The organism is Amycolatopsis ultiminotia (assembly GCF_039536925.1).
GTDB lineage: Bacteria > Actinomycetota > Actinomycetes > Mycobacteriales > Pseudonocardiaceae > Amycolatopsis > Amycolatopsis ultiminotia.
Genome location: NZ_BAAAZN010000017.1, coordinates 99,868 through 115,502, shown reverse-complemented (window position 1 = coordinate 115,502; position 15,635 = coordinate 99,868). Strand labels below are relative to the sequence as shown.

The 15,635-nt window shown below is 70.5% G+C and carries 10 protein-coding genes, 1 pseudogene and 1 riboswitch; of the genes and pseudogenes, 4 read left to right on the top strand and 7 right to left on the bottom strand.

Translation table 11 applies throughout. The features are described 5' to 3' along the window. Positions 1-74: 74 nt before the first annotated feature. Complete coding sequence (locus ABD793_RS31885) at positions 75-992, top strand: ABC transporter permease (protein WP_344866776.1); 918 nt, start codon at positions 75-77, stop codon at positions 990-992. A gap of 33 nt (positions 993-1,025) precedes the next feature. Here the strand turns inward: ABD793_RS31885 and ABD793_RS31880 are convergent, their stop codons facing one another. From ABD793_RS31880 to ABD793_RS31870, 3 genes are read right to left on the bottom strand one after another with little or no spacing between them, the layout of a single operon-like run. Next, complete coding sequence (locus ABD793_RS31880; protein ID WP_344866774.1) at positions 1,026-2,033, bottom strand: ABC transporter ATP-binding protein; 1,008 nt, start codon at positions 2,031-2,033, stop codon at positions 1,026-1,028. Next, complete coding sequence (locus ABD793_RS31875; RefSeq protein WP_344866772.1) at positions 2,033-3,652, bottom strand: ABC transporter permease; 1,620 nt, start codon at positions 3,650-3,652, stop codon at positions 2,033-2,035. The genes ABD793_RS31880 and ABD793_RS31875 overlap by 1 nt, the downstream gene beginning before the upstream one ends. Then, on the bottom strand, positions 3,628-4,695 hold the full coding sequence (locus ABD793_RS31870) for a thiamine ABC transporter substrate-binding protein (protein WP_344866770.1): 1,068 nt from the start codon (positions 4,693-4,695) through the stop codon (positions 3,628-3,630). The genes ABD793_RS31875 and ABD793_RS31870 overlap by 25 nt, the downstream gene beginning before the upstream one ends. Before the next feature lie 24 nt (positions 4,696-4,719). After that, positions 4,720-4,833, bottom strand: a riboswitch (TPP riboswitch). 24 nt (positions 4,834-4,857) lie between these two features. Between ABD793_RS31870 and ABD793_RS31865 the strand changes: the two genes are divergently transcribed. Beyond that, the gene (locus tag ABD793_RS31865) at positions 4,858-5,148 is read left to right on the top strand and encodes a 4a-hydroxytetrahydrobiopterin dehydratase (protein WP_344866768.1); all 291 of its coding nucleotides are present in this window, start codon (positions 4,858-4,860) and stop codon (positions 5,146-5,148) included. A 604-nt stretch (positions 5,149-5,752) separates the two neighbouring features. Here the strand turns inward: ABD793_RS31865 and ABD793_RS31860 are convergent. Continuing rightward, complete coding sequence (locus tag ABD793_RS31860; RefSeq protein ID WP_344866766.1) at positions 5,753-6,058, bottom strand: hypothetical protein; 306 nt, start codon at positions 6,056-6,058, stop codon at positions 5,753-5,755. A gap of 382 nt (positions 6,059-6,440) precedes the next feature. Continuing rightward, a complete protein-coding gene (gene ychF / locus ABD793_RS31855; RefSeq protein ID WP_344866764.1) occupies positions 6,441-7,523 on the bottom strand; it encodes a redox-regulated ATPase YchF in 1,083 nt (360 codons plus the stop codon). A gap of 170 nt (positions 7,524-7,693) precedes the next feature. On the opposite strand from ychF, the pseudogene ABD793_RS42855 reads away from it, so the two are divergent. Together ABD793_RS42855 and ABD793_RS31845 are read left to right on the top strand one after the other, a co-directional pair. Then, positions 7,694-8,749, top strand: a pseudogene (locus ABD793_RS42855) (bifunctional transcriptional activator/DNA repair enzyme AdaA); the annotation flags it as partial. A gap of 1,106 nt (positions 8,750-9,855) precedes the next feature. Continuing rightward, complete coding sequence (locus ABD793_RS31845) at positions 9,856-10,359, top strand: methylated-DNA--[protein]-cysteine S-methyltransferase (RefSeq protein WP_344866760.1); 504 nt, start codon at positions 9,856-9,858, stop codon at positions 10,357-10,359. A gap of 1,055 nt (positions 10,360-11,414) precedes the next feature. Here ABD793_RS31845 and ABD793_RS31840 read toward each other — a convergent pair. Further along, positions 11,415-14,378: an AAA family ATPase gene (locus ABD793_RS31840; protein ID WP_344866758.1), complete on the bottom strand. Its 2,964-nt coding sequence runs from the start codon at positions 14,376-14,378 to the stop codon at positions 11,415-11,417. Beyond that, a complete protein-coding gene (locus ABD793_RS31835) occupies positions 14,375-15,529 on the bottom strand; it encodes a metallophosphoesterase family protein (protein ID WP_344866756.1) in 1,155 nt (384 codons plus the stop codon). Before ABD793_RS31835 ends, ABD793_RS31840 begins: the two co-directional genes overlap by 4 nt. Between the last annotated feature and the right edge of the window lie 106 nt (positions 15,530-15,635).

Below are 15,635 nucleotides of genomic sequence, written 5' to 3'. Positions count from 1 at the left end.
AACACCGCCGATGCACTCCCTACCGCAGAAGGCGCCATAAACACCGCCGACGCACTCCCTCCCGTGGAGGCGTCATGAGCACCGCCGACGTGCTCCCTCCCGCGGGAGGCCGCGTCAACACCGCGACGCTCACCGCGCCGGTGAGCCGTACCGGGCACGACACCGTGCCGTTGCCGCGGCTGATCGCGGCGGAGCTGCGCTGGATTTTCCGCAGGCCGCGCACGCTGGCCGTGCTGGGGCTGCTGGCACTGGTGCCGATCGTGATCGGCATCGGGCTCACGCTGGTCGGCCAGAACTCGTCCGGCCCCGGTGGGGGCGACGCGAGCGCGGCGCTGCTGTCGTCCGCGGTGAACAACGCCTTCGTGCTGCCGATCGCGGCGATGGTGATGACACTGACGCTGTTGCTGCCGCTCGCGTCGGCCATGGCCGGTGCGGACGCGATCGCCGGTGAGGCAGCGCACGGCACGCTGCGCGGCTGGCTGGTCGCACCGGTGAGCCGGGGCAGGCTGCTGACGGTGAAGGCGATCGGCGTGGCGATCGTGTCGGTGGTCGCGGTGCTCGGGATGTGCGTGACCGGGGTGGTCACCGGCCTGATCCTCAACGGTACCGATTCACTGTTCACCTTGTCGGGCACCACGTTGTCGCTCGGCGGGGCACTGGTGCGCATCCTGGTCGTGGCAGGCTGGATCGTGCTGCAGATGTGGGCGGTCGGCGCGGTCGCGCTGGCCGTGTCGAGCTGGACCGAACACCCGATGCTCGTGGTCGCCTCGGTGCTGGCCGGCAACATCGTGTTCACCATCCTCGGCTTCCTGACGTCGCTGGACTGGCTGCACCCGTTCCTGCTCACGCAGAACTGGACGGAGGCGCCGACCGAGGTACTGCAGGACCCGATGTCCTCGACGATGCTCGGCGAGGGTGCGCTGCGTGCGGTCTGCTACCTCGTGGTCGGCCTCTCGGTGGCCTACGGCAGGCTCGCCACCCGCGACGGCTGATCGCCCAGAACCGCCAGAACCGCCCAGGGCCGCTCAGCCGAGCACGGCGATCCCGTCCGGATCCGGAACCAGCCGGACGGGATCGCCTGCCCGCAGATCCCGCCCGGCCGGCGCTACCGCGTCCATTGTGGACTCTTCCCGTCGGACGACGAGACGCAGGTGGTCGCGCCTGCGCACGGCCGCGACGACCTCGCCCGGCACGCCTTCCCCGGCCACCCGCAGCCCGTGCGGGCGCAGGCCCAGCCGGACCGGCCCGTCCGCGGTACCGGGCAGCTCGACGGCACCGAGTTCGGTGTGCACCACCCCGCCGTCGGCGGTACCGGCCAGGAACGTGGTGACGCCGAGGAAACGGGCCACCGATTCGTCGGCCGGATGCTGCCACACCGATCGAACGGCGCCCTCCTGCCGGATCTCGCCTTCGTCGAGCACCGCCACCCGGTCGGCGAGGGTGAACGCCTCCTCCTGATCGTGCGTCACCAGCAGCGCGGTGATCTTGCTGCGCCGCAACAGGTCCGCCAGATCGAACGCCAGTTGCTCGCGCAGCCCCGCGTCGAGTCCGGACAACGGCTCGTCGAGCAGCAGCAGCCGGGGCTTCGGGGCCAGCGCGCGGGCCAGCGCGACCCGCTGGGCCTGTCCGCCGGACAGTTCGGTGACCCGCCTGCGTTCGAATCCGGCCAGCCCCACCAGGTGCAGCAGTTCGGTGACCCGTTCCGCGTGCTGTGCACGGGCAACGCCGTGCATGCGCAGGCCGAAGGCGATGTTCGCGGCGACGTCGCGGTGCGGGAACAGCTGACCGTCCTGGAAAACCAGGCCGAAGCCCCGTTTGTGCACCGGGACCGCGGCGAGGTCGGCGCCGTCCCAGGAAACCGTCCCCGAGGACACCGGTTCCAGTCCGGTGATCGCCCGCAGCAAGGTCGACTTTCCCGAGCCGGACGGTCCGAGCAGCGCGAGCACCTCACCGTCGGCGAGGTCGAGCCTGGCGTCGCGCACCGCGGCGAAGGTTCCATAGTGGACGGTGACGTCCCGTACCGAAAGCGCCATCAGAACTCCCCGACCGAACCGAACCGGTCGATCAGCACGACGGCCGCCACGGTCACCAGCATCAGCAGGGCACACGAGGCGTAGGCCATCTGGTTGTTCAGCTCCCCCGGCCTGCCGATCAGCGTGGCGACCGCGACCGGCAGCGTCGGTGCGTCCGGACGGGCGAGGAAGCTCGTCGCGCCGAACTCGCCGAGCGCGACCACGAAGCCGAATCCGGCGGCGGCCACCAGTGAGCGCGCGGCCAGCGGCAGATCGATCTCCCGCCACACCCGCAGCGGACCCGCGCCCAGCGTCGCCGCGGCCTGGCGCAGCCGTTCGTCGATCGCACGCAGCACCGGCAGGATCATCCGCACCACCAGCGGGATGATCACCAGCGCCTGTGCCAGCGGCACCAGCATCGGCGAGGTGCGCAGGTCACCGGGCAACGCGTCGAGCGTCACGAGGTAGCCGAATCCGACGGTCACCGCGGAAACCCCCAGCGGCAGCATCAACGCGGCGTCCATCGTCTCGCCCGTCCCGCGGGCGAACCGCCCCGGCGAACGGCGCAGCGCCACCAGCACCACGCTGGCGATCACCCCGATCGCCAGCGCGAGCAGCGTGGCGTCGGTGGCCGCGGCGAGCGAGTTCTGCGCCGCGACCCAGCCGGTCACCTGCAGTGCGCCGTCCACACCGGTGCTCGACAGTGCGCGATACCCGGCGAAGCTCCATCCGTCCGGAGTGGACACCGACGCCACGAGCAATGCGACGATCGGCGTCAGCAGCAACCCGAGCACCACCACCGCGGCGGCAACCACCGACCACTGCCCGCCACCCGGCCGACGCGCGGTGACCCGGGCAGACCGCAGCCGTTCGGCGTTCTCCCGGCGCCGCCGGGCGACCGCGCCGAGCGCGAGAGCGGCGATCACGGCGGCGAACTGGAGCAACGACAGCGCGGCCGCTCCGGAGAGATCCAGCAAATCGACGGTACGCAGGTAGATCTCGGTCTCCAAGGTGCGGTAGTTCCCGCCACCGAGGATCAGCACCACACCGAAACTGGTGGCGCAGAAGAGAAACACCACCGCGGCGGCGGAGGCGACCGCAGGCGCCAGCGCGGGCAGCGTGACCGTGCGGAACGCCCGCCACGGCGAGGCACCCAGCGCCCGCGCGGCTTCGGTGGCCCGCGGGTCCAGGTGCGCCCACAGCCCCGAGACGGTCCGTGCGACCACGGCGACGTTGAAGAACGCGTTGGCCAGTACCAGCGCCGGCACGCCACCGTCCGGCCACAGCGCGCGGAACGCGAGCCCGACGACCACCGTCGGCAGCACGAACGGGACCAGCACGATGGTCCGGGCCAGTCCGACCCCGGGCAGCCGCACCCTGGCCAGCAGGTACGCCACCGGCAGTCCGGCGAGCACCGCGACCACGGTGGAAGCGGCGGCGCTGCCGACGGTGAACCCGGCGAGCCGCCAGGTCTGCGGGTCGCCGAGCACGGTGTCCACGCCACCGGCGGAGAAGCCGCGGCCGATGATCGCCACCACCGGCCAGGCGAAGAACACCAGCAGGAAGGCGACCGGCAGCAGGCCGAGCAGGGTCAGCCCGGCGGTGCGGGCAGTCCTCACGCCCCCATGAGCGAACGCCATGCACCGATCCACTTCTCCCGGCCGGCCTGGATCTTCTCGGCTGCCATGGTGGCCGGGTCCGACGGCTGCGGTGCCACGGCGGTCCAGCCGGCAGGCAGCTCGACGCCCTGGCGCGCGGGGTAGACGTACATGTTCGGCGCGACGGTGGCCTGGAACTGCTGCGAGAGCAGGAAGTCGACCACCTTCTGCGCTTGCGGCACCTGTTTGCCACCGGCCAGCACCCCGGCGTACTCGACCTGCCGGAAACACGTGTCGAGCAGTGCCTTGGTCCGCGGCTTGCCGTCTTCGCCGAGCTCCGCGGCAGGCGAAGAGGCATAGGAGACCACGATCGGGCGCTGGCCCTTGCCCGACGAACCGGAGAAGTCCTTGCTGTAGGCCTCCTCCCAGCCGCTGTCGACCTTGAGCCCGTTGGCCTTGAGCCGGTTCCAGTAGTCCGGCCAGCCCGATTCGCCGTACTTCGCGACCGTGCCGAGCAGGAAGGCCAGGCCGGGGGAAGCGGTGGCCGGGCTCTCGGCGACCATCAGGTCCTTGTACTGGGGGTCGGCCAGATCGTCATACGACGTCGGAGCCGGAACGCCCTTCGCCGCGAAATAGCCGGTGTCCACGTTCACGCAGACGTCGCCGAGGTCGACGGCGGCGAGCCGGTGCTCCGGGTCCACCGAATACCGCTGCGGGCCCCGGTCGGACTCGGGGCTCGTGTAGGACTGGAACACGCCTTCACCGAGCGCACGGGAGGCGAACGTGCTGTCGACGCCGTATGCGACGTCGCCGATCGGGTTGCCCTTGGTCAGCACCAGCTTGTTGGTCAGCGCCCCGGCGTCGCCGGACTTGACGATCTTGAGCGTGATGCCGGACTGGCGCTGAAAGGCGTCGAGCACGTCCTGCGGCGCGGCGAACGAATCGTGGGTGACCAGCGTGACGGTCGGATTCTGCTGGTCGGAATCCGCCGAGCCGCCGGAGCTCCCGCCGGACAGCGAACAGGCACTCGCCAGCACTGCGACCGTGCCGAGGCCCAGCACCGTACGTGCGGTCCGCGGAATCATCTGCCCTCCTGCACTAAGCCGGACAAGGAGAGCGGTAGGCCTCCCTGCGCCGGCATTACCCGGAATCAGGTGCGAACGGTCGCGGACCGGTAGCGCCCGCCTCTCAGTCCGGCGTGCCGGACTCCCGTGGCAACTTCGCAGCGTAGCCGACACCATGGAGTGATGACGAAACTCCTGAGCAACACCGCGGCCGACGAGGCACTGACCACCCTGTCCGGCTGGCATCGCGCGGACGACACCATCGTCCGCACCGCCGAGCTCTCCTCGTTCCCGGCGGCGATCGAGGTGGTCGACCGGGTGGCCGAGCTCGCCGAGGCGGCCGAGCACCACCCGGACATCGACATCCGCTGGCGGACGTTGACCTTCCGGCTGAGTACCCACTCCGAGGGCGGTCTCACGGAGAAGGACTTCGCACTCGCGCGGCAGATCGACGAGGTGCTGGCGTCCCGCTGATCAGCTGTGACCTCTGCTACCACGGCAACACGAACGACCTCCCGGTGCGTCACCCAGGCAAAGCGGACCGCACGTTCAGGAGGATCGGAAATGCTGCAGGCGATCGTGGTGGGCACGGTGTCGTTCGGCCTGATGGTGGCCGTCGCGGGTGGGGTGCTCTGGCACACCGTACGCAATCGGCGTGATCTCGAGCACAGGCAGTAACACCGGGCATGATCAAGGCGCTAACCCTGCGGAATCGTCACTTCACGCCCGAGGACACGCCATGAACAGCTCCTCCGCCCAGGTCACCGTCTCCCAGCACGCCTGGATCGCGGTATTTTCCACGGCCCTCACCTTGACTGCGATCGTGGTGCTCGGCCTGCTCGGCTGATCACCCCCGCCCCTCGCTCACGGTGAAGGGGGCTTCCAGGATCCTGGAAGCCCCCTTCACCGCCGAAGGTTCCGGTCGCCGTCAGGCGTGACCGGTCCGCGTTGCGCCCACTGCCGCGACCACGTTGCTCGTCGGCCGAATAGATTCCTTCAGCCCGCACCGTGCCTCATACGGCGAACATCGGTTCCCGCGCCCCAGTTCGTTCTCGAACCGATTTCGCGGTATTCGTTCTCAGTACCGCGCCTGGTCGTATTTGAACGAGTCAAAGTCGTTGAAGGTGTTCACGGCCGTGTTACCTGCCGCCTCCGTGGTTCCCCGCGCGCCGACCCGCTCTTCGAACTTGTTGCCCTGCTCTTTCCTGATCCGCAGGACAAACTGCGTACCGGTCGAAGCCTGCGTGGTCACGCACGCGGCACCGGCGACGGTCCAATCGGTGTTGTGACCGTCGACCTCCACCCGCACCTTGTAAGCCGTGGTGGTGTTGCACAGCCGGAACTCCGCCGAAGCAGCCTCCGCCACCGAGGTCGTCCCCACCATGGCAAGCACACTGAGCCCCAGTGCGGCAGCCGTCGTGATGAACGCCGGTGCGCCCCTTCCTGCTGACTTCATGTCGAGCCACTCCTCCGCGTGATGTTCGGTCGTCCGAATTCAGTGAAGGGAGCTTCGCGGCGAATGGAGTAACCCGGCAACAACCTTGGCCCGCCTTTTGCCCCTCCAGGTCACGAAGTCTGCCCCGCACCTCGCTCACCCGCTGAAATGGATCAAGATGCGGCACGACGCCGAGGCGTTCAGCCCGCACACGCACCCGCCGAACCCCGGCTCGAATCCCCCGACAGACGACCGCGACACCTTCCTCGCCCCGCCTGGCGGCGATGGTCCTGACACCGGCAGCGCCGATCCGCCGGACCAGCGCCGGCAGTCAGACGTTGAAGCGGAACTCCACCACGTCACCGTCGGACATCACGTAGTCCTTGCCTTCCATCCGGACCTTTCCGGCGGCTCGGGCTGCGGCCATCGAGCCCGCTGCGATCAGGTCGTCGTAGGAGACGATCTCGGCCTTGATGAAGCCGCGTTCGAAGTCGGTGTGGATGACGCCCGCGGCCTGCGGGGCGGTGGCGCCCTGCGGAACGGTCCAGGCACGCGATTCCTTGGGGCCCGCGGTGAGGTAGGTCTGCAGGCCGAGGGTGTGGAATCCGGCGCGGGCCAGCGCGTTCAGGCCCGGCTCCGGCTGACCGACGGATTCCAGCAGCTCGCGCACGGATTCCTCGTCGTCCAGTTCGAGCAGTTCGGCCTCCACCTTCGCGTCGAGGAACACCGCGTCGGCGGGCGCGACCAGTTTCGTCAGCTCCGCGCGGCGCGCCTCGTCGGTGAGCACGGGCTCGTCGGCGTTGAAGACGTAGAGGAACGGCTTCGTCGTGAGCAGGCTCAGTTCCCGCAGCGCTTCGGTGTCGATCTCCTTCTGCGACTGGAACAGCGTGCGCCCGGAATCGAGGATCTCCTTGGCCCGCTGGGCGTTCTCCAGCGCCGGCCGGGCCTCCTTCTTCGTCCGGGCCTCCTTCTCCAGCCGCGGCAGCGCCTTCTCCAGCGTCTGCAGATCGGCGAGGATCAGCTCGGTGTTGATCGTCTCGATGTCGCTCGAGGGGTCGATCCGGCCGTCCACGTGCACCACGTCCGGATCATCGAACACCCGGATGACCTGGCAGATCGCGTTGGCCTCACGGATGTTGGCCAGGAACTTGTTGCCGAGCCCGGCCCCCTCGGAGGCACCCTGCACGATCCCCGCGATATCCACAAAGGACACCACGGCCGGCACCGTCTTCTCCGAGGAGAACAGCTCGGCCAGCTCGGCCAGCCGCGGATCCGGCAGCGGCACCACCCCGACGTTCGGCTCGATCGTGGCGAACGGGTAGTTCGCGGCGAGCACGTCATTGCGGGTCAGCGCGTTGAACAGGGTGGACTTGCCGACGTTGGGCAGGCCGACGATACCGAGGGTGAGACTCACGGCGGGTAAGTCTACGTGCCGTGCACCCACGCTCGCCGACCCGGCCAGCGCGACCCCGGCACTCGCCCGCCCGGCCGCCGCCTGACCGTCGCCCGACCGAGTGCCACGGTCGCACCGTCGTGTCGGATTCCCGCCAGTCAGTCCCCCCACCTGCTGGCATCATCGACGTCATGGCCCCCACGAGCACCCCGGTCTGGCAGGACACCGAGCGCTGCTACCGCGCTGTCACCGCCCGCGACCAGCGGTTCGACGGCCAGTTCATCATGGCCGTGCGCACCACCGGGATCTACTGCCGACCGTCGTGCCCGGCGCTCACGCCGAAGGCACAGAACGTCCGCTTCTTCCCGACGTCAGCCGCAGCGCAGGCCGGTGGCTACCGCGCGTGCCGCCGTTGCCTTCCCGACGCCGTGCCGGGATCGCCGGACTGGAACGTCCGCGCCGACCTGGCCGCCCGCGCGATGCGGCTGATCTCCGACGGTCTCGTCGAACGCGAAGGCGTGCCGGGCTTGGCTCGGCGGCTCGGCTATTCGGAACGCCAGCTCGGCCGGGTGCTGACCACCGAACTGGGCGCCGGCCCGCTCGCCCTCGCGCGCGCCCACCGCGCACACTCCGCGCGACTGTTGATCGAGATGTCGCAGCTGTCCCTCACCGACGTCGCGTTCGCCGCCGGGTTCTCGAGCGTCCGGCAGTTCAACGAGACCATTCGCGAAGTGTTCGCCACCACCCCGTCACAACTGCGGGCGGCCAGCCTCCGCCGCGGACGCCACGACGAACCGAGCAGCGCAACGAGACTGTGCCTGCGCCTGCCGTTCCGCGCCCCGTTCGACGCGCAAAGCGTGCTGCGTTACCACGCTTCGCGCGCGCTGCCGGGTATCGAAGCAACCGAGGGCGGCACGACACTGACCGGTTACGGCCGCACCCTGCGGCTGCCACACGGCCCGGGTTCGGTGTGGGTTCACCCGCAGCCCGACCACGTACGCTGCGACCTGGCCCTGACCGACCTGCGTGACCTGGGCAGCGCCGTCGCCCGAGTCCGCCGCCTGCTCGACCTGGACGCCGACCCGGAAGCAGTGGCCCGCACCCTCGCCGCAGACAAGGCACTCGCGCCGCTGATCTCCGCGTCACCAGGCGTCCGAGTACCAGGCGCGGTCGACGGACCGGAAGTCCTGCTGCGCACCTTGCTCGGCAATGCCGCCGCCGACGTCGCCACCCTCGGCGAACCCATCTCGCCAGCCACCCCAGCAACCGAACCCGCAGGCAGCCCGGCCCCGGCAGCCACCCCGCTGACCGGACCGCCCCCAGCCCCCAACCGCGCCGACGATCCAGCCTCCGCAACCAGCCCTGCACGCGATTCGGTCCCGGCAGCCGGACCAGCACGCCGTCCAACCCCGACAGCCAGCCCTGCAGGCGACCCGTCCTCGACAGCCGGCCCCCCGGGCCTGCCAACCCCGACAGCCCACCCCGCCAGCGACCCAACCCCAGCAACCGGACCTGCCGGCGAGCCGGTCCTGGCAACCGGATCCGCACGCGGTCCGATCCCGCCCGGCACAACCACACGCGGTCCGGCTCCAACGACGCAGCTCACCGGCGCCCCGACCCCGGCAGCCCGCCCAGCTCCCGTGGGCGGTCCGGCACCGGCGGACGCGCCTGCAAGCAACCCGGCTCCGACGACCAGTCTCGAGAGCGACCCAGTCCCAGCAGCCGGACCTGCCGGCGACCCAACCCCAGCAACCGGATCCGCACGCGGTCCAATCCCGCCCGGCACACTCACCAGCCGACCGACTCCCACGACGCAGCTCACCGGCGCCCCGACCCCGGCAGCGGAAACTGCGCGCGGCCCGGTCCCGCCCGACGCAACCGTAAGCAAGCCGGCTCCGGTGGCCGGGGCACCGACCGGCCGGTTTCCGGTCCGGCGCCGCGCGGCGTCGGCGGACCGGGAACCGTCCCGTTCGGACGGTTCGCCGATGGACGCGCTCACCAGGCTGTTCCCGACCCCGGCAACCGTCGCCGAAGCGGACGTGGACCCGTTGGTCAGGAGGGTCGCCGCGGCCCTTGCCGAGGGCACCCTCGACCCGCACGTCGGCCGCGATCCGGACGAGCTGCGCGACGAGCTGCTGACCGGCGGCGTCAGCCCGGCGGCCGCGGACTACGTCGTGATGCGCCTGCTGGGCGCGCCCGATGTGCTGCTGAGCGCCGACCCCGCCGTCCGCCAGGGCGCCGGCACCCTGGGCATCGATCTCGCGACGTCCGCGCGCGGATGGCAGCCGTGGAGCTCGTATGCCGGCATGTACCTCCGCACTCTCGCCAGTCACACCGTTTGAGGAGAATTCTCGTGAGCACTGCTTTTTGGTCCACTTCGGATACCAAAGTCGGCCCGTTCACCGCCGTCGTGGCGGGTGACGGGGCGGTACTCGCCTCAGGCTGGACAGCCGACGTCACCGAACTGACGTCCCTCATCTCCCCCGCACTGGCGCCCGCCACGCTGACCGAACGCCGAGACCTCGGCCCCGTGACGACCGCCGTGCGCCGCTACCACGCCGGCGACCTGGATGTCACCGCGGACATCGAGGTCCGGCAACGCTCCGGCGCCTTCCGCGAGCACGCCTGGGACATGCTGCGCAAGGTCCCCGCAGGCAGCCCGGTGAGCTACGCCGAATACGCCACGCTGACCGGCAACCCCGCCGCAGTCCGCGCCGCCGCCTCAGCCTGCGCCCGCAACGCCGCGGCCCTCTTCGTCCCCTGCCACCGAGTAATCCGCACCGGCGGCGCCCCAGGCAACTTCCGCTGGGGCACGGACACCAAGCGCTGGCTGCTGAACCACGAACAAACCGCCTGACCCGGGCCGCACGGCGTTTTCCGGCCACCCCCGCCCAACCCCGATCCTCCACACGCTCCACATCCCCGGACCAGCCCAACCCCTCCACCGACCAACCCCGTCCGCCAAGCCGACGACCGCCCAACCAAGCGCGGCCGCACCCAACCAAGCGCCGCCCCACCCAACCGAACGGCACCACCCAACCCGAACGGCACCACCGACCGAACGAGGCACCGTTCGCCCGGACGAACGCAGCACCGCCCCGACCGAGCGCAGCGCCACCCGACAGAGCACCGCCAACCGAGCCCGGCACCGTTCGTCTGAGCACCGCCGACCAAGCGTGGTGTCGCCCAACCGAGCACCGGCCCCGACCGAGCGCGGCACCGTTCGTCCGGACGAAGGCTTTCCCCGCCGTCGCAGCACCCTCCGGCCAGCCGCAGCCGCAGCCGCAGCCATAGCCACCGTCAGCCAACCGCAGGCCCCGACCGCCCACGCATCCCGTCAGCCAACCGCGGTTCTCACCAACCAGCCGCAGCCCCGCAGGTCAACCACAGACACCTCCCACCAATCACACCACCGCCGACGCTGGTACGTCCCGGCCGGAGACGTCAGAGATGCAGGCGGCAACTACCGCCGACCTTGCTCCAGCCCGCCGCCGGCCTCGGAGCAAGGTCACCACCAGACGACTCCCACCAGTAGGCCGGAAGGCGAGGATCCGCAGATTGCCTCAGCGAGCCTCGCACACAAACCTGCGGTCCAAGGACTTCCGCAACGACGCCGGCTGAGCACCGCTGCAGTCGGACGGTTCCCCCAACGAAACCGTCGGCACCACAGACGCCCGGCACCACAGTCGGCGAGACCGTGTGCAACGCCGCAGTCAGACAACTCCGGAACGAAACCGTCGGCACCACCGCCGTCCAGCACCGCCCTCGACGATGCCGGGACGGCCGACGCCAGCACCGAGACCGTCCAGTCCTGCGGTGTCCGCCGCTCGGCTTGCGGTGCAGGCTGGCTCCTCGGGCAGGTCCTGCTCGGCCCAGGCAGTCCCGCGTAATCAGCGTCCCGCGCTGTTCTCGTCAGGCCATGCTCAGCTCCACGGTCGAGCCGGTGCGCGCCTTTCGCACCCGCAGGCGGGTGGGGATGCGTTGGCGCAGTTCCTCGACGTGGGACACCAGGCCGACCACGCGTCCGCCGGCGCGGAGTTCGTCGAGGATGTTCATCACCACGTCGAGCGTCTCGGCGTCGAGGGTGCCGAAGCCCTCGTCCACGAAGAGCGTGTCGAGTAGCGCTCCTCCGGTCTCACCGGCGACGACGTCGGCAAGGCCGAGCGCGAGTGAGAGCGACGCGAGGAACGACTCGCCACCCGAGAGGGTCTTCGCCGGCCGGACAGCGCCGGAGTAGTCGTCCAGCACGTCGAGTCCCAGGCCGCCGCGGGTGCCACGGGCACCGGCCGCGTCCGAGTGCACGAACGAGTACCGGCCCTGGCTCATCGTGCGCAGCCGGGCGGTCGCCGCAAGCGCGACTTCCTCGAGCCGAGCGGCGAGGACATACGAGCGCAACGACATCTTCCGCGCGTTCTGCCCACGTCCATTGACCACTTCGGACAGCGCGCGCAGCTCTGCGTACTCCTCCTCGACCGGAGCCAGTTCGGTCAGCGCCTTGCCCATCCGGCCGGCCAGCTTCGCCAGCTCTCGGTGCTGGGCGGTCACCGATTGCTGTGCCGCATACGCCGTGTCCGCACGCGCACGCGCGACCTTCGCCGCTTCGGCCTTGGGCGCGACCTCCACGACGTCGTCCGGTGAAATCCCGAACAGCTCCGGTTGCGCGAGCAGTTCCCGTGCACCCGCCGCCATCGCCTCGGCCTCGGCGAGACCCTGTTCGAGTTTCGCGACCTGCTCGTCGGAACGCACCGCGGCCCGCATCTGTTCGAGCGTGGAGAACCCTTTGGCGTGCAACGAGATCTCGACAAGATCCCGCTGTTCGGCCAGCCGGGACTCGGCACCGGCGAGCGCGGTGCGGGCCTCGGCGGTCTGGTCGAAGGCGCCCGCGACGGTGAGCAGGTGCTGCCGCCGTGCCGGAACGTCCGGGAATTCGCCCCGGCCGGCGCGCAGCCGTTGCTCACGTTCGGCGAGCCGCTCTTCCAGCGCACGGACTTCGCCGGTCGCCTCGGTGACCGCCCGTTCGGCCAGCCGGTGCCGCTCGCCCAGCTTCTCCACCTGCTGCTCCAGATCGGTGACCTGGCGGGTGAGCCGGTCCTGGTGCCGCGCCCGTTCCGCCAGCTCCGCAGCAACCGCACGAGCCTCGGCCAGCTTCGCCGCCACCGATTCCGCGGTACGCCCGTCCAGCCGTTCCCGGAGTGCCTCAGCCCTGGCCTTCACTTCCTCCAACGCGGAAACCACCCGCTGCCGCATCGTCGAAGCCTGCTGTTCAGCCTCCTCCGCGGCACGTTCCTCGGCCGGATCCACCAGCCGCGCCTCGTGGTTCGCCGGCGCCGGGTGGTCCGCCGAGCCGCACACCGGGCACGGCGCGCCTTCCGCCAGCCCGGACGCCAGCTCGGCCGCCATCCCCTCCAGCCGACGCTCGCGCAGGTCCAGCCGCCGCTGCCGAGCCGCCTGGTGTGCATCGACGGCCTCGCGCAGCTTCACCTCGCCACGCTCGACCCGAGCCTCGGCCGCAGGCAGCTCCTCGGCCGCCTTGGCCAGCACCGCCAGCTCCTCCACCCGAGCTCCGGCGCCGTCCAGCTTGGCTGCCGCTTCACCGGCCGAGACTGCTGCGCTCCGGGCCGCGGTGAGCCGTTCGGGCAACTCCTTCAGCTGCTCGGCGAACTCCGTGGCTCGCCTGGCTGCTTCCTCGGCCGCCTTGTTCCGCTCCGCGCGGTGTTGTTCGTCTATCTGCTGCTGCCGGGCTTCGGCAGCCAGTTCGGCGAGCGCACCGGCCTCCTCCCGTAGTGAGCCCGCGCGCTCGCGCAGGTCGGCCACGGCGAGCCCGACTGCGTCGAACCCCATTTCGGCGACGTCACGGGTACGGTCGGCCTCGATCACCTGAGCGTCCGCGAGTTCGCCGGTGCGCCGCTCCAGCAGCTCGACTTCGGGTGCCACCGCCCCCGCCCGTCGTGCGGCCGCGATCTCCTCGGCCCATTCGGCACGCTCTCCCGCCTGGTCCGCGATCTGCGCCAGCCGCGTGTGCGCGGTACGAACGCGACGTACCTTTTCTGCCGCCTCCTCGGCTTCCCGCACCACGACATCCGCCGTCGCGGCCGCCGAACGTGCTTGTGCCGCTTCGGTTTCGACCACCTCAGCGCGTGCGGCAACCTCCGCGAGCAGCGCGTCGACCCACTCCGCCTGTCCGTCCTCCGGCGGTTCTTGCTGGGCCTCCTGCGCATAGCGGGCGAGCAGCTCGCGCACCTCCAGCTGCTTTTTCTCCAACGCCCGGCCACGCTCGGCCCGCAGCTCGGCGAACCAGCGCTCGACGTCGGAAAACCGCTCTGTCCCGAACAACCGTTCCAGCAGCTTCTCGCGCTCGGTGGTGTCGCTGCGCAGGAATTTCGCGAACTCGCCCTGCGGCAGCAGCACGACCTGGAAGAACTGCGCGGCGGTCATGCCCAGCAGCCGCTCTACCGTGCGCGCGACCTCGTCGATCCGGATCAGTCCGTCGGGTGGCAACCCGGCCGGTGGCTCACCGATCCAGGTCAGCGAGACCCTGGCCTGCTGCGTGGTGACTCCGGCGCCGCGCTTCTTCGGCCGCGCGTACTCCGGGCTCCGCACGATCCGCAACCGCTGGCCCTGCACCGTCAGCTCCAGCACGACCTCGGTGTGCCGCTCAGGCTCGGCAAGGTCGCAACGCAGCCGTTTGACGTCCCCGCGCGCACCAGGGACCACCCCGAACAGCGCGAAAGCGATCGCGTCGAGCAGCGTGGTTTTGCCCGCGCCGGTGTCGCCGTGGAGCAGGAACAGACCGTCCGCGCCGAGTGCGTCGAAGTCCACTGTCTCGCGCTGCGCGTACGGCCCGAACGCCTCCACTTCCAGCCGATGCAGTCTCACAGCTTCGCCACCGCCGCCCGATTCGCCGCTTCGAGCGCGAGGTGCACGAGTCGTTCCTCGCGTTCGTTGGGCGGAGCACCGCGGCAGTCGTCGAGGAAACTCCGCGCGATCTCGATGTCGGAGCGGCCGCGCACTGCGTCCGCGTATTTCAACTCCGCGTCGGCGACTCCGCCTTCCGGATGCCAATCCATGTGCACCGCATAGGGAAAACGCTCCCGCAACCGGCGCATCGCATCGACCGGACGCACCCGGTCGGTGATGGTGACCGAAAGGAAGTGCTCACGCCATTGCTCGTGGTCCGGATCCGCGAGGAGTGCGGCGAGCTCTCCGGCGAGCGTGGCCAGCGGCCGCGGGACCGGCAGCTCGTGCCTGCGCACGGCGGCCAGCCCAGCGGCGTCGAGATCCACGAGCCAGACCGATTTCCGTTGCCTTGCCTCGGAAAACGAGTAGGCGAGCGGACTTCCGGAGTACCGGAGGTGTTCGGCGAGCGTCTGCGGACCGTGCAGATGACCGAGTGCGACGTAGTCCACGCCGTCGAACACCGAGCCCGGCACCTGCTCGACACCGCCCACCGCGATGGTGCGCTCCGACTCACTGGCCGCGCCTCCGGTGACGAATGCGTGCGCCAGCACCACCGACCGCGTGCCGGCGCGACCGGCCAGATCGGTACGCACCCTGCGCATCGCCTCGCTCAGCACTCCGGTGTGCCCACGCGCCTCCGGTACGCCCAGCGCATGCCGCGACGGCTCGGGTTCGAGATAGGGCAAGCCGTAGAACGCCACCGGACCGTGCTCGTCCTCGATCAGCACGGGATCGGCGATCCCGCGGACCGTCGCGCGCATGTGCAGTCCGCCCGCCGCCGCGAAGTCCGCGAACGCGCCCAGCCGTGCCGCGGAATCGTGGTTGCCCGGCGTGATCACCAGCTCCGCGCCGGCACGGCGGATACCGGCCAGCGCGGCCGTGGCAACCCGGACCGCCTCGGCGGAGGGCACCGCGCGGTCGTAGATGTCGCCGGCCACCACCACGACGTCGACCGCCTCGCGCTCGACGAGGCCGGCGATGTGCGTGAGGAGGGCCTCCTGTTCGGTGAGCAGATCGGCGCCGTGGAACGTGCGGCCGAGGTGCCAGTCGGAAGTGTGGAGGACTCTCACGACGACCACGTTAGGAGCCAGGACCGACGAAATGCCGCAGGCACGCCGATGCTCCACTCGAACGTGTGTACTAATCCAATCGAGGCGGATGGACACGCCGTCGCTC

Excerpts from the sequence above, each read along its gene's own strand:
- ABD793_RS31880 (WP_344866774.1), bottom strand. The coding sequence starts at position 2,033 with ATGGCGCTTTCGGTACGGGACGTCACCGTCCACTATGGAACCTTCGCC.
- ABD793_RS31875 (WP_344866772.1), bottom strand. The coding sequence starts at position 3,652 with ATGGCGTTCGCTCATGGGGGCGTGAGGACTGCCCGCACCGCCGGGCTG.
- ABD793_RS31870 (WP_344866770.1), bottom strand. The coding sequence starts at position 4,695 with ATGATTCCGCGGACCGCACGTACGGTGCTGGGCCTCGGCACGGTCGCA.
- ABD793_RS31865 (WP_344866768.1), top strand. The coding sequence starts at position 4,858 with ATGACGAAACTCCTGAGCAACACCGCGGCCGACGAGGCACTGACCACC.
- ABD793_RS31860 (WP_344866766.1), bottom strand. The coding sequence starts at position 6,058 with ATGGTGGGGACGACCTCGGTGGCGGAGGCTGCTTCGGCGGAGTTCCGG.
- ABD793_RS31885 (WP_344866776.1), top strand. The coding sequence starts at position 75 with ATGAGCACCGCCGACGTGCTCCCTCCCGCGGGAGGCCGCGTCAACACC.